We start from the raw sequence: 20,379 nt of genomic DNA on the forward strand, positions 1-20,379 counted from the left end.
GGCGCACGTCTTCGGTGAACGCACTCTGGCCACACTGGAGCGTCTTCTGAGCCTGCTGTCGGCCTTTGAGGTCGTGGTATGGATGACGGATGGCTGGCCGCTGTATGAATCACGCCTGAAGGGAAAGCTGCACGTTATCAGCAAGCGTTACACTCAGCGCATTGAGCGACATAATCTGAATCTGAGACAACATCTGGCAAGGCTGGGACGGAAGTCACTGTCGTTCTCAAAATCGGTGGAGCTGCATGACAAGGTCATCGGGCATTATCTGAACATAAAACACTATCAGTAAGTTGGAGTCATTACCTGATAAGCGTAGCGCATCAGGCAATTTTACGTTTTAATCACTTCGTCTTGTTCATCATCGCTTTCAGGTCAGCGAATGGGTTGTACTTCGCTTCACCGACATCTTTCTGCGCATCTTCCCCTGCGATAACGGTCGTACCATACTGATCCGCTTCGGTATATTTCGAATGCTCATGATCGTGGCAATAGAGACAAAGCAATTCCCAGTTACTGCCATCTTCCGGGTTATTGGTATGGTCGTGATCAATGTGGTGAACGGTAAGTTCACGCAGGTTGGAATAAACAAACTCGCGGGAACAGCGACCGCAGACCCACGGATATATTTTTAATGCTTTTTCGCGATAGCCGCTTTCTAACCGCGCATAGTTTTTTGGGATGATAGCCATGAAGAGTTACCTGGATGAAATGTAGGGTTACGCGCAGTTTCCCAAGATGCGGGGATTTTCGCAATCTCCATACATCAAAAAAAATCCCGATCTTCTGACCGGGATTTTCAACATCAACGGGAACTTGATTACGGCAGAATTGACGGCTGATCCGCCCCTTCTTTTTCCACTTTCTGCTGCAACATGTGTTCGCGCTTCATACCCAGTTTCAGAGCCAACGCAGATGCCACATAGATGGAAGATGCAGTACCGATGGAAACACCGATAAGCATGGTCAGCGAGAAGCCTTCCAGTACCGGACCACCGAAGAGGTACAGCATCAGGATAACCATCAAGGTAGTACCGGATGTGATCAAGGTACGGTGCAGCGTCTGGGTCAAGGACACGTTAAAGATTTCGTAAGGCGTACCGCGACGGATCTTGCGGAAGTTTTCACGAATACGGTCCGATACCACGATACTGTCGTTAAGCGAGTAACCGATAACCGACATCAACGATGCCACAATGGTCAGGTCAATCTCGATATGGAATAACGACAAAATACCCAGCGTAATGATAACGTCGTGCGCCAGCGCAATAACAACCCCTGCCGCCAGTCGCCACTCAAAGCGAAAACCTACGTACACAAGGATAGACAGCAGCGCCGCCATCAACGCCATCGCACCGGTTTGCGCAAGGTCTGCCCCCACGCTCGGACCGACGAACTCAATACGCTTCACTGCTGCATTCTGATTGGTGGATTCGTTAATCACCTTCAGAACCTGGCTGCCCAGCACCTGACCGCCGGTTTCGCCTTCAGCAGGCGGCATACGGACCATGATGTCGTGGCTGCTACCAAAGTTTTGCAGCATTGGCTCTTCAAAACCGGCTTTTTGCAATGCATCACGCATTACGTCAATTTCAGCCGGTTTTTCGAGCGTAATTTCGATAACCGTACCACCGGTGAAATCCAGCCCCCAGTTAAAGCCGCGCACGCCCATAATAACGATAGCGGCGATTAACAGCAGACCAGAGATGCCGAAAGCCCAGTAGTCCCAGCGCATAAAGTCATAGACTTTACGGCCGTGGTTTAGTTGTTCAACAGTATATTCCTGTGCCACATCGCACTCCTCAGATTGACAGCTTCTTGACGCGCTTGCCGCCATATAGCAGGTTTACGATGGCACGCGTACCGACAATCGCGGTAAACATCGACGTCGCCACACCGATACCGGTAGTAATCGCGAACCCTTTAATTGCCCCGGTACCCACTGCGTACAGGATGATGACTTTAATCAGCGTGGTGATGTTCGCATCGAAGATAGAACTGAATGCGCCACGATAACCTTCATCAATTGCCTGTTGAACAGTACGTCCGTTGCTCAACTCTTCTTTAATACGTTCGTTGATCAGTACGTTCGCATCGACCGCCACCGCAAGGGTTAAGACGATACCCGCGATACCTGGCATACTCAGCGTTGCGCCTGGCAACAGCGACATAATGCCGACGATTAAGATCAAGTTGGCAATCAGAGCACTGGTCGCAATCAGACCAAACTTCTTATAGAAGATGATCATGAACAGAATAGAAACCAGCAGACCGGCAAGGCAAGCCTCCAGCCCCTGTTCAATGTTCTGCATACCCAGGGTTGGGCCAATGGTACGTTCTTCAACAATCTGAATCGGCGCGATCAACGCACCGGCACGCAGCAGCAGTGACAGCTGACGGGCTTCGTTCGGGTTGTTGATGCCGGTGATACGGAAGCTGTTACCCAGACGAGACTGGATGTTGGCGATGTTAATCACCTCTTCCTGTTTCACCAGAACCGCACGACCATTTGCATCTTTCTTACCGCTGTCTTTGTACTCCACAAACAGGGTTGCCATCGGTTTGCCGATGTTGTCCTTAGTGAAGTTAGACATGATGTTACCACCAGCGCTATCGAGCGAGATGTTAACCTGCGGTTGGTTGTATTCGTCCTGGCTGGAAGTGGAGTCGGTGATATGGTCACCGGTCAGAATTACGCGTTTGTACAGCACAACTGGCTGACCTTCGCGGGTCTGTTTCACTTCAGAGTCGCCCGGTACGCGACCGGATGCCGCAGCGGCCTGGTCAACGTTGGTGTTTACCAGACGGAATTCCAGCGTTGCCGTCGCACCCAGAATCTCTTTCGCACGCGCAGTGTCCTGAATACCTGGCAGTTCAACAACGATACGGTCAGCACCCTGACGCTGAACCACCGGCTCCGCTACGCCAAGTTGGTTTACACGGTTACGCAGGATATTGATGTTCTGCTGCACCGCATATTCACGCGCTTCACTCAGACGAGCATCGCTCATTACCGCACGCAGCTGGTTGCTGCCCTGGCTACTAATCACCAAGTCCGGATGGCGCTTGCTCAGATACGCAATGGCTTCATCACGAGCTTTAGCATCGCGGAAAGTAATGCTCAGGCCGTAGTTGTTTTCTTTACGAACGGTGGTATACGGGATGCCCTTTTCACGCAGATCGCTGCGCAGGCTATCGATATTTTGTTCCTGGAGTTTGCCAAGCGCGGTGTCCATATCCACTTCCATCAGGAAGTGAACGCCGCCACGCAGGTCAAGGCCGAGCTTCATCGGCTCAGCGTGAATAGCTGCCAGCCAGCGCGGCGTTGCCGGGGCAAGGTTAAGCGCCACGACGTATTTGTCACCCATAACGCCCATTAATGCTTCACGAGCGCGCAGCTGGGTGTCAGTGGAGTCGAAGCGCGCAAGAATAGCGCCCTCTTCCAGTGCCACAGACTTAGCAGTTATTTTTTCTTCTTGTAACGTTTTCTGGACCTGGATCAGCGTTTGCTCACTGGCGGCGACTCCGCGCGCACCAGTGATCTGAACAGCCGGATCCTCACCAAACAGGTTGGGAAGCGCATACAGCAGACCGATGACAATCACCACGATCAGCATGACGTACTTCCACAAAGGATAACGGTTTAACACGGCAATTCCCTTAGGGAAAAATTTTAATTACAGCGCCTTCATGGTGCCTTTCGGCAGGACGGCAGCTACGAAGTCACGTTTAATAACTACTTCAGTGGTGTCATTCAGCGCGATAGCAATGTAGCCGTTTTCCGCTACTTTGGTTACGCGACCAACCAGGCCACCGTTCGTCAGAACTTCATCACCTTTGGCAATGGAGTCCATCAGCTTTTTGTGTTCTTTGGTGCGCTTCTGCTGTGGACGCAGGATCATGAAATAGAAAATCAGACCGAATACCACCAGCATCAAAATCAAAGACATCGGGCTACCTTGCACCGGTGCACCCGTTGCCGCTACCGCATCAGAAATAAAAAAGCTCATTAAATTTCCCTCATTATTAATATTAATCAACGTTCAAAGGTGGTACTTCTCGCCCCTGACGCTGGTAAAAATCAGTTACGAAGCTCTCTAATTTACCCTCTTCAATAGCCTTGCGTAAACCCGCCATCAAACGCTGGTAGTAACGAAGGTTATGAATGGTGTTGAGTCGCGCGCCTAATATTTCGTTGCAACGGTCAAGATGATGCAAGTAAGCGCGTGAATAATTGCGACAGGTGTAGCAATCACACTCAGGATCGAGTGGGCCAGTATCGCTCTTATACTTCGCATTGCGGATTTTCACCACGCCATCGGTCACGAACAAATGACCATTTCGGGCGTTGCGGGTTGGCATTACGCAGTCAAACATATCGATACCACGACGTACGCCTTCAACCAGGTCTTCTGGTTTACCAACGCCCATCAGGTAACGCGGTTTGTCTGCCGGAATTTGCGGGCATACATGCTCCAGAATGCGGTGCATATCTGCTTTCGGCTCACCCACAGCCAGACCGCCGACAGCGTAGCCATCAAAACCGATATCTACCAGACCTTTAACAGAAATATCACGTAAATCTTCGTAAACGCTGCCCTGAATGATACCAAACAGCGCATTTTTGTTTCCGAGACTGTCAAAACGCTCACGGCTACGCTTCGCCCAACGCAGAGACATCTCCATGGAGCGTTTTGCGTAATCCCAGTCAGCAGGATACGGCGTACACTCATCAAAGATCATGACGATATCCGAACCAAGATCGTACTGAATCTCCATTGATTTTTCAGGATCGAGGAAAATCGGATCGCCGTTGATCGGGTTACGGAAGTGCACGCCCTGTTCGGTGATTTTACGAATATCGCCAAGGCTGAAGACCTGGAAGCCGCCGGAGTCGGTGAGGATCGGCCCCTTCCACTGCATAAAATCGTGCAGATCGCCGTGCAGTTTCATGATTTCCTGGCCCGGGCGCAGCCACAGGTGGAAGGTGTTGCCGAGGATAATTTGCGCGCCAGTGGCTTCAACTTCTTCCGGCGTCATCCCTTTTACGGTGCCGTAGGTGCCAACAGGCATAAAACAAGGCGTTTCCACTACGCCACGATCAAAGACCAGGCGGCCACGGCGTGCGCGACCGTCGGTGGTGTCCAGTTCAAATTTCATTTTTTCTCCACTACGTCAGAAAAACAGTCCAACGTTTTAAACCAGCGCCGCGGAATTACTCCCCGACGCGCTCATTAATTGCCTGCGGATTGTACGTAATAAACATCGCATCACCGTAACTAAAAAAGCGATATTTCTCTTCTACCGCTGCTTTATAGGCGTTCATGGTGTGTTGATAACCGGCAAAGGCCGAAACCAGCATAATCAGCGTCGACTCTGGCAAGTGGAAGTTCGTCACCAGCGCATCGACCACTTTGTACTGGAAGCCCGGATAGATAAAGATTTGGGTATCGTCGAAGAACGGTTCAATGAGATCGTTTTTCGCTGCCTGAGCCGCGCTTTCCAGCGAACGTACTGAAGTGGTGCCAACCGCAATCACCCGGTTACCGCGCGCTTTCGCCGCCAGTACCGCGTCTACCATATCCTGCGGTACTTCAGCGTATTCCGAGTGCATGATGTGATCTTCAATGGTGTCGACGCGCACCGGCTGGAAGGTGCCCGCACCAACGTGCAACGTCACAAACGCCATCTCCACGCCTTTGGCGCGCAATTTTTCCAGCAAAGGCTCGTCAAAATGCAGACCAGCGGTCGGGGCTGCAACCGCGCCCGGTTTTTCGCTATAAACGGTTTGATAAAGTTCGCGGTCAGCGTCTTCGTCCGGACGGTCGATATACGGCGGCAGCGGCATATGGCCGATACTGTTGAGGATATCCAGTACCGAACGATCATCATTGAATTCGACTTCAAACAGTGCGCCGTGGCGCGCGGTCATTGTTGCGTTAATACTTTCGTCATCGCCCAGCAGCAGTTCTGCGCCAGGTTTTGGCGCTTTCGAGGCGCGAATATGCGCAAGAATGCGTTTGTCGTCGAGCATCCGCTCAACCAGCACTTCAATCTTGCCGCCGCTGGCTTTACGCCCAAACAGGCGCGCCGGGATCACGCGAGTATTATTAAAAACCAGAAGATCACCGGGGTTGAGCTTATCGAGTAAATCGGTGAAAGTACCGTGCGTCAGCGCGCCCGTAGGCCCGTCCAGCGACAGTAAACGACAGCTACTGCGTTCAGGCATGGGGTAGTGGGCAATCAGGGATTCGGGCAATTCAAAGGAGAAATCGGTAACGCGCATGACACTGACTCAGACTAAAATAAGAGGCGGGTAGTCTAGTGCCGGGGCGCTCTCCCTGCAACCTTTACCCCCCTTTGGATAGAATATAATCGATGAATTTTTTAGCTCACCTGCATTTAGCCCATCTCGCGGAAAGCTCGCTTTCCGGCAATTTACTGGCTGATTTCGTACGCGGAAATCCTGAAGAAAGTTTTCCGCCCGACGTCGTGGCTGGCATTCATATGCATCGACGTATCGACGTATTGACTGACAATCTGCCGGAAGTCCGCGAAGCACGGGAGTGGTTTCGTCGTGAAACGCGCCGCGTTGCGCCTATTACGCTGGATGTCATGTGGGATCACTTTCTTTCCCGCCACTGGTCGCAGCTGTCGCCGGACTTTCCGCTACAGGAATTTATCTGTTATGCCCGCAAGCAAGTGATGACGATTTTGCCGGACTCACCGCCACGTTTTATCAATCTAAACAATTACTTGTGGTCAGAGCAGTGGCTGGTGCGCTATCGCGATATGGATTTCATCCAGAACGTGTTAAACGGCATGGCAAGCCGTCGCCCACGTCTGGATGCCCTGCGTGACTCCTGGTACGATTTAAACGCCCATTATACCGCCCTCGAAACCCGCTTCTGGCAGTTTTATCCGCGGATGATGGCGCAGGCGTCACACAAGGCGTTATAAAACGTTAGTTCATCCATACCGTAGCCGAAATGGCAGGCAAAGCCAGAATCCCGTCAGTCAGTTGCCCATGCCCTTCTTTGCATTGCCATTGCACGGCATTGAGAAACGGTGACGCGGGTAGCACCACTTCACAGGCCTCGCCACGGTTGATTGCCACCAGTACACGTTGCTGATTCAGCACGCGGACAAATACCACTACGTTATCTTCCGCATACAGCACCTGACAGCCGCCACGACGCAGCGCCTGACTTTTCTTACGCAGCACAATCATTCGCCGGTACAGCGCGAATAACGCCGTATCCTGCTTTTCCACCTGCCAGGGGAACGGTTTACGGCAAAACGGATCGTTTTTACCATCCAGTCCCACTTCATCACCGTAATAAATGCACGGTACACCAGGCCAGGTGAACAGCCAGACCACCGCCAGCGGCAGGCGCGCAATATCCCGACCGAGCAGCGTTTTAAATCGCGCAGTATCGTGGCTGTCGAGCTGATTAAACATACGTAATTGTTGTTGATGAGAAAGCCCTGCGCGGTAATTATCCATCCAGGCCATACAGGTTTGGGCATCAATTTACTGCGGATCGTAAGAGATATCGGTATTGGCAAGAAATCCCCACAACGGGAATGTGAAGCCACGATAGTTCATGGCGGCATCTTCCACATCGGCCTGTAACCATTGCCGTGCATCGCCAAAATGTTCGCCGACAATATACGCTTCCGGCTGGGTTTCTTTCGCCGCTTCGGTGATCCCAGCAACGTGCTGCATATTATTGCGCGCCCCACCCGCCTCCCCCAGCATATGCACCACATCCAGCCGCCAGCCGTCCATACTCCACGGCGCTTTCAGCCAATGGCGGACAATACTGTCTTCCCCGCGATAAATTTCATTCACCAGACTTTCCGACTGATAATCCAGCTTCGGCAAGCTGGCATAGCCAAGCCAGTCGAGCGCCGTGCCATCATCACTAAACGAGTACCAGTCGCGCCAGGGCGATTCAGGGTTGTGACAAGCTCCCCCCGTGCCACGATTGTGCCTGTCAAACCAGGCATGGGAATCGCCACTGTGGTTAAACACGCCGTCCAGCACCAGCCGCATTCCCAGCTGCTGCGTATTGTGTCGCAAACGCAGCAACGCCCCATCACCGCCAAACTGCGGATCGACATGGCGATAATCCTCGGTATCGTATTGATGTACGCTGGGAGCTTTAAACACCGGATTGAGATACAGCGCTGTCACGCCAAGCTTTTTCAGATACGGCAGTTTTTCGCTTATCCCGTCCAGATCGCCGCCATAGAACGTTGATCTGCCCGCCTGCGCCGTGACCGGTTCATCCCAGTCACGCAAGATGATCTCTTGTCCGGCTGCATGATGGTAATAGACATGATCCTGTTCAGCTTCACGAGGAAGACTACGCGCAAAACGATCAGGGAAGATCTGATAAAAAATCTGATCCGCAGCCCATTGTGGGCCGATATCCGGTACATCGACGGCAAACTGCTCCAGTCGTGCCGGCGGCATTCGGCTGAAGCCCTGCGGTGACGCCTGGCTGCGGCTGACTGCGCTGCTTATGCATTGGTACTGACATTTCTTCGTTATCGTGTTCTGTACGCAGCATAATGCGCTGCGGTGGGTCTTCGCCCGTCAGCCACAGTGTAATGAGCAGTTGATCTTTGCTTTGTTTAACAAATGGGGGCACCGGCAGGTGCCATGCATTTAACATCATAATTCCCCTGTGATGAAAATCTGATCACCTTGCCATAGCCTAATGCAGGATCACTCATCATCTGAAGGATATTTGGGGGAGGAGGACGGGGGCGGATAACTTCGGAATAGCCGGATCAGGATTTCCTCCTGAACCGGCTTACAGAACGCAAGGATTACTGGTTTTCAGCCAGCTGACGATCGTGGCGACGCTTAAACATCCAGCCAATCAACAGCACAACAATCCACGCGAAACCGACATACAGCGAGATACGCGTATCCGGGTGATAACCAATCAACCCGATAATAAAGAGCAGGAAAATCAGCCCGCCGATGGTCGTTGCTACCCCACCCGGCACTTTAAATTTCAGCGCCTTAACTTCTTCTGGCGGCAAACGGCGACGGAAGGCGATTTGCGACAGCAGGATCATAATCCACACCCATACCGTGGCGAAGGTTGCCAGCGAAGCGATCACCAGGAAGACGTTTTCCGGCATGATGTAGTTCAGATACACCGCAAACAGCAGCGCGGTAGTCATCACCAGCACCGTAACCCACGGAATACCGCGACGCGACGTTTTGCTGAAAATTTTCGGTGCGCTGCCCTGCTCTGCCATACCGTGGAGCATACGGCCTACGCCAAATACGTCACTGTTAATTGCCGACAGCGAAGCGGTCAGCACAACAAAGTTAAGAATGCTGGCGGCAAAGGTAATGCCCATATGCTGGAACGTCAGCACGAACGGGCTACCGGCAGTGCCAACCTGATTCCACGGGTAGATAGACATAATGACGAACAGCGTACCGACGTAGAACACCAGAATACGCATCGGCACGGAGTTAATCGCACGCGGAATCGATTTCTCAGGATCTTTCGCTTCACCGGCGGTAATCCCGATAATTTCGATCCCACCGTAAGCAAACATCACCATTTGCAACGACATTACCATGCCAAGCCAGCCGTTACTGAAGAAGCCGCCGTTGCTCCACAGGTTATGAATACCGGTCGGTTGCCCGCCGTTGCCAATCCCCCAGATGATGATGCCGAAACCGGCGACAATCATGATGATGATGGTGGCGACTTTAAAGAACGAGAACCAGAATTCCAGCTCACCGAATACCTTCACGCTCATCAGGTTTACGGCGCAAATGATCAGCACCACGCTCAGTACCCAAATCCAGTGCGGCACCGTCGGGAACCAGACACCCATATAGATACCAAAAGCGGTCACATCGGCGATGGCGACAATTAGGATTTCAAAGCAGTAGGTCCAGCCGGTAATGTAACCTGCCAGCGGGCCGAGGTTTTCCTGCGCATAACGCGAGAAAGAGCTGGCGGCCGGGTTATGTACCGACATTTCCCCCAGCGCACGCATAATGATATACGCCGCGATACCACCGATAATATAGGCCAACAACACGCTCGGACCGGCCATTTTGATGGCGTCTGCCGAACCGTAAAACAGCCCGGTGCCAATTGCTGAACCCAGTGCCATAAAGCGTATGTGGCGGGTACTTAGCCCACGCTTTAGCTTGTTCTTACTTTCCATCAATTCCTAACCCATCAACACAATAAAAAACCACGGGGCATCGCAGCCCCGTGGTTAAAACAAATGTTCAGTGATTTAGTGAGCGCTGGAGGTCACCTGACGACCTGCCGCGCGATCCCAGATAATGGCCAGAACCACCATCACCACTGTTGGCATTAACCACGCCAGGCCTTGTTCGGCCAGCGGTAAACGCTGCGCCCAGGACGGTAAGATATCGCTGAATGCAGATGCTTTGATCCCGTCGAGAATACCAAAAAGCAGGCTGATAAACATCGGCGGGGCAATCACGCGGGACGAATTATGCCACCATGAGCGTGTAAAACTTAATACAACCAGTGCGATACACGGCGGATAAATAGCGGTCAGCACCGGTACGGAGATCTGGATCAGCTGGCTTAAGCCGAGGTTAGACACCACCATCGAGAAGCCGCCGAGGATAAACACCAGCGTACGATAAGAGAGCGGTACGTACTGGGCAAAGAATTCTGCACAAGCACAGGTCAGGCCAACTGCCGTTACCAGGCAGGCGATGAAGATTAACGCCGCCAGCAGGAAGCTACCGCCGCCGCCAAATGTGTGCTGAACGTAAGCATGCAGAATAGCAGCGCCGTTTGCAGACTGATCGACCAGCGACGCGCTGTCTGAACCCAGACGGAACAGCGCCAGGTACAGCAGAGTCAGACCAACACCCGCCATCAGGCCAGCCCAGACGGTATAACGGGTCAGCAGACGCGCTTCGGTAACGCCACGAGAACGCGCCGCGTTAACAATAACGATACCAAACACCATTGCGCCCAGCGTATCCATGGTCAGATAGCCGTTAACGAAGCCGTTAGAAAACGCAGCGTTTTGATAAGCCTCAGTCGCCGTGCTGATAGAACCCGCCGGCCAGACAATAGCGGCAACAGACAGGATGACCAGCGCGATAATTTTCAGCGGCGCAAGGAAGTTGCCCACGGTATCCAGCAGCTTGCCCGGATAGAGCGAAACCAGAATAACGATAGCGAAATAGACCAAGCTGTAGATAAACAGCGGCAGCGCGGAATCACCCGTCAGCGGCGCAATCCCCACTTCAAAGGAAACGGTAGCTGTACGCGGCGTAGCGAAAAGCGGCCCCACCGCCAAGTAACAAACCGTTGCCAGCAGCACGCCAGCGACTTTACCGATTGGCGTGCTGAGGCTGTCAACACCGCCGCCAACTTTTGCCAGCGCCACTACCGTTAATACCGGCAGGCCAACGGCAGTAATGAGGAAGCCGAATGCCGCAGTCCAGACGTGTTCGCCTGCCTGCAAGCCGACCATTGGAGGGAAAATAATGTTACCTGCGCCGACGAACAACGCAAATGTCATAAAGCCCAGAGCGATGATATCGCGCGATCTTAATTGATGGGTCATAAATCATACTGCCTGTGGATGTGGTGTTGTAACGTTAAATTTTTGTGCCAATACCTGGGGATGATACAGCGGTATATTTAAACAATTTTAGCGGGAAATACTCCCAACCAGGCGCGGCGAAGAATAGTTTTTCGATTTACCGCGTTAATGCAGTCAGTATGACAGCACCTGAAGCGCAATTTAAACGCTTATAACGTTTTAAAGCAAGGAGGGATCTAAAAACCAGAGGTATATAGCGATAAGAAATCACCAACCAGTATAAAACACTATTTCCGTGAAAAAGACATGGCTAATCATGCGAACAAAAAATCACCAACCGTTGTAAAATCTAACGCCCGTATTTTGACTGCAAAGAAAATAAGCCAGCATCGACTGGCTTATGGCAATAAAAGATGACAAAGGCGGATTAATCGCTGTTTTTGGCAATTAAACGTTCCGGGATAACAAAACTGAAACGTGTTCCTTTTCCTACTGTACTCTCAATATTCAGGCGACTTTCGTGATGATTCACAGCATGTTTCACGATCGCTAACCCTAATCCGCTACCGCCGGTTTGCCGGGAACGCGCTTTATCAACGCGATAAAAACGCTCGGTCAGGCGCGGAATATGCTCCGGTGCAATGCCCGGTCCGTTATCTTCAACGCTAAATTCGGCACCGTGCGGCACTCGCTGCCAGCGTACGGTGATATGCGTGCCTTCTGGAGTATGATTCACGGCGTTATAGACCAGGTTCGAAATCGCACTGCGTAGCTGATCTTCGTTGCCAGACACTTTGAGGCCGTTATCTATCTCAAAGGTAAATGTCTGTTTTTTCTGACTCAGAGTCTGAGCCTCGCGCTCAACAACGCGCAGCATCATCGGCACATCAACCTTTTCATTGAGCAATTGCGTCGGCGCGGCTTCAATTTTCGACAGCGTTAGCAACTGCTTCACCAGCCCTTCCATCCGCTGGGTCTGCTCGCGCATGGTGTGCAACGCTTTTTCGCGTACCGCGCCTTCCAGCGGCTGCTCATCCATCATCTCCAGGTAACCCTGTAACACGGTCAATGGCGTACGTAACTCATGGCTCACGTTGGCAAAAAAGTTACGCCGCGCCCCTTCCAGTTGATGCATTTGCGTGACATCACGCGCCACCATCAGCAACTGTTTGTGGGTATAAGGCATGACGCGAATTTCCAGATGCCGCCCGGTGTTGAGCACCAGATTGAGCGGGCGAGAAAAATCACGCGTTTTCAGATATTGCGTAAACTCCGGGTAACGCAGTAGGTTAAGGATGTTCTGCCCGTTATCTTCCGGCCAGCGCAAACCAAGAATTTGTTGCGCCAGACCGTTACACCAGAAAATACCGCCCTCTTCCGTGGTCAGCACCACCGCGTCGGGCAGCGACTCCGCGCCGCTACGAAAGCGTTTAATCAGATTGCCCAGTTCACGGCGGCGTTTTTTATTTCGCAGCTGCATCTGGTGTAAGCCGTATAGTAGCGGTTCCCAGCTACCACGCCCCGGTGGCGGGGTCATACTGCGATCCACCCACAACCACCATGAAAGGCGCAATAAATTCCAGAAATGCCAGATAAGCAGTCCTGTTACCGATGCCAGCAAAAACCAGGGCAGGTAACCAAAAAATGCACCCAGGATGAAAGCCGGGAGGCAGCAAAGTAGCAGCTCCAGCACCAGCCTTTTCCACGACAGCCATTCCAGCACGTAAGATACTCCAGTTAAGAAATCATAAGCCCTGCTCTGCGTCCGATGAGCAAGGCGTTAAAAGCGGGTTGAAAAACGATATCCTGTACCGCGCACGGTCTGCACCATGCGGTCATGCCCGCCGGGCTCCAGTGCTTTACGCAGGCGACGAATGTGGACATCGACCGTGCGGTCTTCCACATACACGTTAGTTCCCCAGACGTGGTTTAACAGCTGCTCGCGGCTGTACACGCGCTCAGGATGCGTCATAAAAAAGTGCAGCAGTTTAAATTCTGTCGGCCCCATCTCCAGCGGCTCTTCGCCCACCATCACTCGGTGAGATGTCGGGTCGAGACTTAATCCCTGCATCTCAATCACCTCTTCCACCGCCATTGGCGAAATACGGCGCATTACCGCTTTGATTCGCGCCACCAGCTCCTTCGGCGAAAACGGCTTGGTGATATAGTCATCCGCGCCGGTTTCAAGGCCGCGCACGCGATCTTCTTCTTCCCCTCTGGCGGTCAACATCACCACTGGAATATCCCGGGTCATCGACTCGCGCTTGAGGTGTTTGATGAACTGGATACCGGAGCCGCCAGGTAACATCCAGTCAAGGAGAATTAAATCCGGCCAGGGTTCATTCAGTTGATTCACAGCACTGTCATAATCTTCCGCTTCGACCGGCTGAAAGCCATTTTGTTCGAGCACGAAGCAGACCATTTCGCGAATTGGAGCTTCATCTTCTACGACCAGAATACGTCTCGCCATGATTTGCCCTGTTGTAATAAATAGGTTGCGATCATTAATGCGACGTCATTATGCGTCAGATTTATGACAGATTTATGAAAAGCTCGTCGCACATATCTTCAGGTTATTGATTTCCGTGGCGCAGAAAAAAGCAAATGGCACATCTGTTTGGGTATAATCGCGACCATGCTTTTTCGCCAGGGAACCGTTATGCGCATCCTTCACACCTCAGACTGGCATCTCGGCCAGAACTTCTACAGTAAAAGCCGCGAAGCTGAACATCAGGCTTTTCTTGACTGGCTGCTGGAGACAGCACAAACCCATCAGGTGGATGCGATTATTGTTGCTGGTGATGTTTTCGATACCGGCTCGCCGCCCAGTTACGCCCGCACGTTATACAACCGTTTTGTTGTCAATTTACAGCAAACTGGCTGTCATCTGGTGGTACTGGCAGGAAACCATGACTCGGTCGCCACGCTGAATGAATCGCGCGATATCATGGCGTTCCTCAATACAACCGTGGTCGCCAGCGCCGGACATGCGCCGCAAATCTTGCCTCGTCGCGACGGGACGCCAGGCGCAGTGCTGTGCTCCATTCCGTTTTTACGCCCGCGTGACATTATTTCCAGCCAGGCGGGGCTTAACGGTATTGAAAAACAGCAGCATTTACTGGCAGCGATTACCGATTATTACCAACAACACTATGCCGATGCCTGCAAACTGCGCGGCGATCAGCCTCTGCCCATCATCGCCACGGGACATTTAACGACCGTGGGTGCCAGTAAAAGTGACGCCGTGCGTGACATTTATATTGGCACGCTGGACGCGTTTCCGGCACAAAACTTTCCACCAGCCGACTACATAGCGCTCGGGCATATTCACCGCGCACAGATTATTGGCGGCATGGAACATGTTCGCTATTGCGGTTCCCCCATTCCACTGAGTTTTGATGAATGCGGTAAGAGTAAATATGTCCATCTGGTGACATTTTCAAACGGCAAATTAGAGAGCGTGGAAAACCTGAACGTACCGGTAACTCAACCCATGGCGGTGCTGAAAGGCGATCTGGCGTCGATTACCGCACAGCTGGAACAGTGGCGCGATGTATCGCAGGAGCCACCTGTCTGGCTGGATATCGAAATCACTACTGATGAGTATCTGCATGATATTCAGCGCAAAATCCAGGCATTAACCGAATCATTGCCTGTCGAAGTATTGCTGGTACGTCGGAGTCATGAACAGCGCGAGCGTGTGTTAGCCAGCCAACAGCGTGAAACCCTCAGCGAACTCAGCGTCGAAGAGGTGTTCAATCGCCGTCTGGCACTGGAAGAACTGGATGAATCGCAGCAGCAACGTCTGCAGCATCTTTTCACCACGACGTTGCATACCCTCGCCGGAGAACACGAAGCATGAAAATTCTCAGCCTGCGCCTGAAAAACCTGAACTCATTAAAAGGCGAATGGAAGATTGATTTCACCCGCGAGCCGTTCGCCAGCAACGGGCTGTTTGCCATTACCGGCCCAACCGGTGCGGGGAAAACCACCCTGCTGGACGCCATTTGTCTGGCGCTGTATCACGAAACTCCGCGTCTCTCTAACGTTTCACAATCGCAAAATGATCTCATGACCCGCGATACCGCCGAATGTCTGGCGGAGGTGGAGTTTGAAGTGAAAGGTGAAGCGTACCGTGCATTCTGGAGCCAGAATCGGGCGCGTAACCAACCCGACGGTAATTTGCAGGTGCCACGCGTAGAGCTGGCGCGCTGCGCCGACGGCAAAATTCTCGCCGACAAAGTGAAAGATAAGCTGGAACTGACAGCGACGTTAACCGGGCTGGATTACGGGCGCTTCACCCGTTCGATGCTGCTTTCGCAGGGGCAATTTGCTGCCTTCCTGAATGCCAAACCCAAAGAACGCGCGGAATTGCTCGAGGAGTTAACCGGCACTGAAATCTACGGGCAAATCTCGGCGATGGTTTTTGAGCAGCACAAATCGGCCCGCACAGAGCTGGAGAAGCTGCAAGCGCAGGCCAGCGGCGTCGCGTTGCTCACGCCGGAACAAGTGCAATCGCTGACAGCGAGTTTGCAGGTACTTACTGACGAAGAAAAACAGTTACTTACCGCGCAGCAGCAAGAACAACAATCACTAAACTGGTTAACGCGTCTGGACGAATTGCAGCAAGAAGCCAGCCGCCGTCAGCAGGCCTTGCAACAGGCGTTAGCCGAAGAAGAAAAAGCGCAACCTCAACTGGCGGCGCTCAGTCTGGCACAACCGGCACGAAATCTTCGTCCGCACTGGGAACGCATCGCAGAACACAGCGCGGCGCTGGCGCATACTCGCCAGCAGATTGAAGAAGTAAATACTCGCTTACAGAGCACAATGGCGCTTCGCGCGAGCATTCGCCACCACGCGGCGAAGCAGTCAGCAGAATTACAGCAGCAGCAACAAAGCCTGAATACCTGGTTACAGGAACACGACCGCTTCCGTCAGTGGAACAACGAACTGGCGGGTTGGCGTGCGCAGTTCTCCCAACAAACCAGCGATCGCGAGCATCTGCGGCAATGGCAGCAACAGTTAACCCATGCTGAGCAAAAACTTAATGCGCTTGCGGCGATCACGTTGACGTTAACCGCCGATGAAGTTGCTACCGCCCTGGCGCAACATGCTGAGCAACGCCCACTGCGTCAGCGCCTGGTCGCGCTGCATGGGCAGATTGTTCCCCAACAAAAACGTCTGGCGCAGTTAATGGTCACTATCCAGAATGGATCTCTGGAACAGACGCAACGTAATGTCGCACTTAACGAAATGCGCCAGCGTTATAAAGAAAAGACGCAGCAACTTGCCGATGTGAAAACCATTTGCGAGCAGGAAGCGCGCATCAAAACGCTGGAAGCCCAGCGTGCACAGTTACAGGCGGGTCAGCCTTGTCCACTTTGTGGTTCCACCAGCCACCCGGCGGTCGAGGCGTATCAGGCGCTGGAGCCTGGTGTTAATCAGTCTCGATTACTGGCGCTGGAAAACGAAGTTAAAAAGCTCGGCGAAGAAGGTGCGGCGCTGCGCGGGCAACTGGATGCATTAACGAAGCAGCTTCAGCGCGATGAAAACGAAGCGCAAAGCCTCCGACAAGATGAGCAAGCACTTACTCAACAATGGCAAGCCGTCACGGCCAGCCTCAATATCACCTTGCAGCCACAGGACGATATTCAACCGTGGCTGGATGCACAAGATGAGCACGAACGCCAGCTGCGGTTACTCAGCCAACGACATGAATTACAAGGGCAGATTGCCGCGCATAATCAGCAAATTATCCAGTATCAACAGCAAATTGAACAACGCCAGCAGCAGCTCTTAACGGCATTGGCGGGTTATGCACTGACATTGCCACAGGAAGATGAAGAAGAGAGCTGGTTGGCGACACGTCAGCAAGAAGCGCAGAGCTGGCAGCAACGCCAGAACGAATTAACCGCGCTGCAAAACCGTATTCAGCAGCTGACGCCGATTCTGGAAACGTTGCCGCAAAGTGATGATCTCCCGCACAGCGAAGAAACTGTGGCGCTGGATAACTGGCGGCAGGTTCATGAACAATGTCTCGCATTACACAGCCAGCAGCAGACGTTACAGCAACAGGATGTTCTGGCGGCGCAAAGTCTGCAAAAAGCCCAGGCGCAGTTTGACACCGCGCTACAGGCCAGCGTCTTTGACGATCAGCAGGCGTTCCTTGCGGCGCTAATGGATGAACAAACACTAACGCAGCTGGAACAGCTCAAGCAGAATCTGGAAAACCAGCGCAGTCAGGCGCAAACGCTGGTCACTCAGACAGCAGAAACGCTGGCACAGCATCAACAACACCGACCTGACGGGTTGGCTCTCACTGTGACGGTGGAGCAGATTCAGCAAGAGTTAGCGCAAACTCACCAAAAGTTGCGTGAAAACACCACGAGTCAAGGCGAGATTCGCCAGCAGCTGAAGCAGGATGCAGATAACCGTCAGCAACAACAAACCTTAATGCAGCAAATTGCTCAAATGACGCAGCAGGTTGAGGACTGGGGATATCTGAATTCGCTAATAGGTTCCAAAGAGGGCGATAAATTCCGCAAGTTTGCCCAGGGGCTGACGCTGGATAATTTAGTCCATCTCGCTAATCAGCAACTTACCCGGCTGCACGGGCGCTATCTGTTACAGCGCAAAGCCAGCGAGGCGCTGGAAGTCGAGGTTGTTGATACCTGGCAGGCAGATGCGGTACGCGATACCCGTACCCTTTCCGGCGGCGAAAGTTTCCTCGTTAGTCTGGCGCTGGCGCTGGCGCTTTCGGATCTGGTCAGCCATAAAACACGTATTGACTCGCTGTTCCTTGATGAAGGTTTTGGCACGCTGGATAGCGAAACGCTGGATACCGCCCTTGATGCGCTGGATGCCCTGAACGCCAGTGGCAAAACCATCGGTGTGATTAGCCACGTAGAAGCGATGAAAGAGCGTATTCCGGTGCAGATCAAAGTGAAAAAGATCAACGGCCTGGGCTACAGCAAACTGGAAAGTACGTTTGCAGTGAAATAACTATTCAGCAGGATAATGAATACAGAGGGGCGAATTATCTCTTGGCCTTGCTGGTCGTTATCCTGCAAGCTATCACTTTATTGGCTACGGTGATTGGTAGCCGTTCTGGTGGTTGTGATGATGGTATGAAAAAAGTCATTTTATCTTTGGCTCTGGGCACGTTTGGTTTGGGGATGGCCGAATTTGGCATTATGGGCGTGCTCACGGAGCTGGCGCATAACGTAGGAATTTCGATTCCTGCTGCCGGGCATATGATCTCGTATTATGCACTGGGGGTGGTGGTCGGTGCGCCAATCATCGCACTCTTTTCCAGCCGCTACTCACTCAAACATATCTTGTTGTTTCTGGTGGCGTTGTGCGTCATTGGCAACGCCATGTTCACGCTCTCTTCGTCTTACCTGATGCTCGCCATTGGTCGGCTGGTATCCGGCTTTCCGCATGGCGCATTTTTTGGCGTCGGCGCGATCGTGTTATCAAAAATTATCAAACCCGGAAAAGTCACCGCCGCCGTGGCGGGGATGGTTTCCGGGATGACAGTCGCCAATTTGCTGGGCATTCCGCTGGGAACGTATTTAAGTCAGGAATTTAGCTGGCGTTACACCTTTTTATTGATCGCTGTTTTTAATATTGCGGTGATGGCATCGGTCTATTTTTGGGTGCCGGATATTCGCGACGAGGCGAAAGGAAAGCTGCGCGAACAATTTCACTTTTTGCGCAGCCCGGCCCCGTGGTTAATTTTCGCCGCCACCATGTTTGGCAACGCAGGTGTGTTTGCCTGGTTCAGCTACGTAAAGCCATACATGATGTTTATTTCCGGTTTTTCGGAAACGGCGATGACCTTTATTATGATGTTAGTTGGGCTAGGGATGGTGCTGGGAAATATGCTAAGTGGCAGGATTTCAGGACGTTATTCACCACTGCGCATTGCAGCAGTGACTGACTTTATAATTGTACTGGCACTGCTGATGCTCTTTTTCTGCGGCGGCATGAAAACAACGTCGCTTATTTTTGCTTTTATTTGTTGCGCGGGATTATTTGCCCTTTCAGCACCGCTACAAATATTGTTACTACAAAACGCCAAAGGCGGAGAGTTATTAGGTGCCGCAGGTGGGCAAATAGCGTTTAACCTCGGTAGCGCCGTCGGCGCATATTGCGGTGGTATGATGCTGACGCTGGGGCTGGCATATAATTACGTGGCGCTGCCTGCCGCCCTGCTTTCGTTTGCTGCGATGTCGTCGTTGCTGCTGTATGGTCGCTATAAGCGCCAGCAAGCGGCGGATACTCCGGTGCTGGCGAAACCACTGGGGTAGGTTATAGTCTCGGTGTTCATTACTTATTGCCGGATGCGGCGTGAACGCCTTATCCGCCCTACGCGGTTCTGGCACATTTTGCAGGCCTGATAAGACGCGGCAAGCGTCGCATCAGGCATGATGCGCCAATTGCCTACGTTTTTTACTCTTGTGGCCATAACCACGCAGCGCCGCGTACGCCGCTGGAATCACCGTGCTTCGCCTTACGCACCGGCGTTTCACATTCGCCGCCGAAGACAAATTGTTTAATCAACTGCGGAACCGTTTGATATAAACGGTCTACATTGCTCATCCCCCCGTTACTTTATTCGTACCCCTTATAATGGGGTGTTAGCCAGCCAGACCCGGCATGATTACTGCCCCCAGTCGTCCATGATCCGGGGGGTGATGTCACCGGGTCTGGTGGGGCGCTGGTAACCGCTAATAGGGGTCAGGTCAGGCACTTTTGCCGGGACCGTCTGTAACGTGGATGCCGGTA

The 20,379-nt window shown here is 52.5% G+C and carries 14 protein-coding genes and 3 pseudogenes; 5 read left to right on the top strand and 12 right to left on the bottom strand.

Annotated features, from left to right (window positions below; all coding sequences use genetic code 11):
* Nucleotides 1-292 (top strand): annotated as a pseudogene (locus BFF42_RS22325) (IS1-like element IS1X2 family transposase); the annotation flags it as partial.
* A 52-nt stretch (nt 293-344) separates the two neighbouring features.
* On the opposite strand, the gene yajD reads toward BFF42_RS22325, so the two are convergent.
* The 6 genes from yajD to queA all read right to left on the bottom strand — a co-directional run bounded on the left by yajD (nt 345) and on the right by queA (nt 6,286).
* Nucleotides 345-692, bottom strand: coding sequence for an HNH nuclease YajD (gene yajD, locus BFF42_RS22330; protein WP_000974814.1), 348 nt, complete (start codon nt 690-692; stop codon nt 345-347).
* Between the two features lie 128 nt (nt 693-820).
* Nucleotides 821-1,792, bottom strand: coding sequence for a protein translocase subunit SecF (secF, locus tag BFF42_RS22335; RefSeq protein WP_000046637.1), 972 nt, complete (start codon nt 1,790-1,792; stop codon nt 821-823).
* Nucleotides 1,793-1,802: 10 nt separating this feature from the next.
* Entirely contained in the window at nt 1,803-3,650 is a 1,848-nt protein-coding gene (gene secD, locus BFF42_RS22340) for a protein translocase subunit SecD (protein ID WP_000934822.1), read from the bottom strand.
* Nucleotides 3,651-3,677: 27 nt separating this feature from the next.
* Nucleotides 3,678-4,010 (bottom strand): preprotein translocase subunit YajC, encoded by a 333-nt coding sequence (yajC, locus tag BFF42_RS22345; protein ID WP_000007634.1) that lies wholly within the window; start codon nt 4,008-4,010, stop codon nt 3,678-3,680.
* Nucleotides 4,011-4,032: 22 nt separating this feature from the next.
* On the bottom strand, nt 4,033-5,160 hold the full coding sequence (gene tgt, locus BFF42_RS22350) for a tRNA guanosine(34) transglycosylase Tgt (protein WP_000667319.1): 1,128 nt from the start codon (nt 5,158-5,160) through the stop codon (nt 4,033-4,035).
* Between the two features lie 55 nt (nt 5,161-5,215).
* Nucleotides 5,216-6,286: a tRNA preQ1(34) S-adenosylmethionine ribosyltransferase-isomerase QueA gene (gene queA / locus BFF42_RS22355; protein ID WP_001266490.1), complete on the bottom strand. Its 1,071-nt coding sequence runs from the start codon at nt 6,284-6,286 to the stop codon at nt 5,216-5,218.
* Between the two features lie 92 nt (nt 6,287-6,378).
* Here queA and acpH point away from each other — a divergent pair, with 92 nt between their 5' ends.
* The gene (gene acpH / locus BFF42_RS22360; RefSeq protein ID WP_001009875.1) at nt 6,379-6,960 is read left to right on the top strand and encodes an ACP phosphodiesterase; all 582 of its coding nucleotides are present in this window, start codon (nt 6,379-6,381) and stop codon (nt 6,958-6,960) included.
* Between the two features lie 4 nt (nt 6,961-6,964).
* Here acpH and malZ read toward each other — a convergent pair.
* From malZ to phoB, 5 genes and pseudogenes are all read right to left on the bottom strand, one after another.
* Nucleotides 6,965-8,687 (bottom strand): annotated as a pseudogene (malZ, locus tag BFF42_RS22365) (maltodextrin glucosidase).
* Nucleotides 8,688-8,841: 154 nt separating this feature from the next.
* Nucleotides 8,842-10,215 carry a proline-specific permease ProY gene (gene proY / locus BFF42_RS22370; protein ID WP_001295329.1) on the bottom strand — a complete coding sequence of 458 codons (1,374 nt, stop codon included), beginning with the start codon at nt 10,213-10,215 and terminating at the stop codon, nt 8,842-8,844.
* Nucleotides 10,216-10,290: 75 nt separating this feature from the next.
* Nucleotides 10,291-11,610 carry a branched-chain amino acid transporter carrier protein BrnQ gene (gene brnQ, locus BFF42_RS22375; protein ID WP_000149639.1) on the bottom strand — a complete coding sequence of 440 codons (1,320 nt, stop codon included), beginning with the start codon at nt 11,608-11,610 and terminating at the stop codon, nt 10,291-10,293.
* Between the two features lie 406 nt (nt 11,611-12,016).
* Complete coding sequence (gene phoR / locus BFF42_RS22380) at nt 12,017-13,312, bottom strand: phosphate regulon sensor histidine kinase PhoR (RefSeq protein WP_000895346.1); 1,296 nt, start codon at nt 13,310-13,312, stop codon at nt 12,017-12,019.
* Between the two features lie 57 nt (nt 13,313-13,369).
* The gene (gene phoB, locus BFF42_RS22385; protein ID WP_024228325.1) at nt 13,370-14,059 is read right to left on the bottom strand and encodes a phosphate response regulator transcription factor PhoB; all 690 of its coding nucleotides are present in this window, start codon (nt 14,057-14,059) and stop codon (nt 13,370-13,372) included.
* Nucleotides 14,060-14,248: 189 nt separating this feature from the next.
* Between phoB and sbcD the strand changes: the two genes are divergently transcribed.
* The 3 genes from sbcD to araJ all read left to right on the top strand — a co-directional run bounded on the left by sbcD (nt 14,249) and on the right by araJ (nt 19,901).
* On the top strand, nt 14,249-15,451 hold the full coding sequence (gene sbcD / locus BFF42_RS22390; RefSeq protein WP_001221340.1) for an exonuclease subunit SbcD: 1,203 nt from the start codon (nt 14,249-14,251) through the stop codon (nt 15,449-15,451).
* Nucleotides 15,448-18,591 carry an exonuclease subunit SbcC gene (gene sbcC, locus BFF42_RS22395; protein WP_039059004.1) on the top strand — a complete coding sequence of 1,048 codons (3,144 nt, stop codon included), beginning with the start codon at nt 15,448-15,450 and terminating at the stop codon, nt 18,589-18,591. Before sbcD ends, sbcC begins: the two co-directional genes overlap by 4 nt.
* A 125-nt stretch (nt 18,592-18,716) precedes the next feature.
* Complete coding sequence (gene araJ / locus BFF42_RS22400) at nt 18,717-19,901, top strand: MFS transporter AraJ (protein WP_001345723.1); 1,185 nt, start codon at nt 18,717-18,719, stop codon at nt 19,899-19,901.
* Nucleotides 19,902-20,043: 142 nt separating this feature from the next.
* Here araJ and BFF42_RS22405 read toward each other — a convergent pair.
* A pseudogene (locus BFF42_RS22405) lies at nt 20,044-20,199 on the bottom strand (ROK family protein); the annotation flags it as partial.
* Nucleotides 20,200-20,379 lie beyond the last annotated feature (180 nt).

The sequence above is a fragment of the Shigella sp. FC1661 genome (assembly GCF_001712525.1).
GTDB classification, from domain to species: domain Bacteria; phylum Pseudomonadota; class Gammaproteobacteria; order Enterobacterales; family Enterobacteriaceae; genus Escherichia; species Escherichia coli.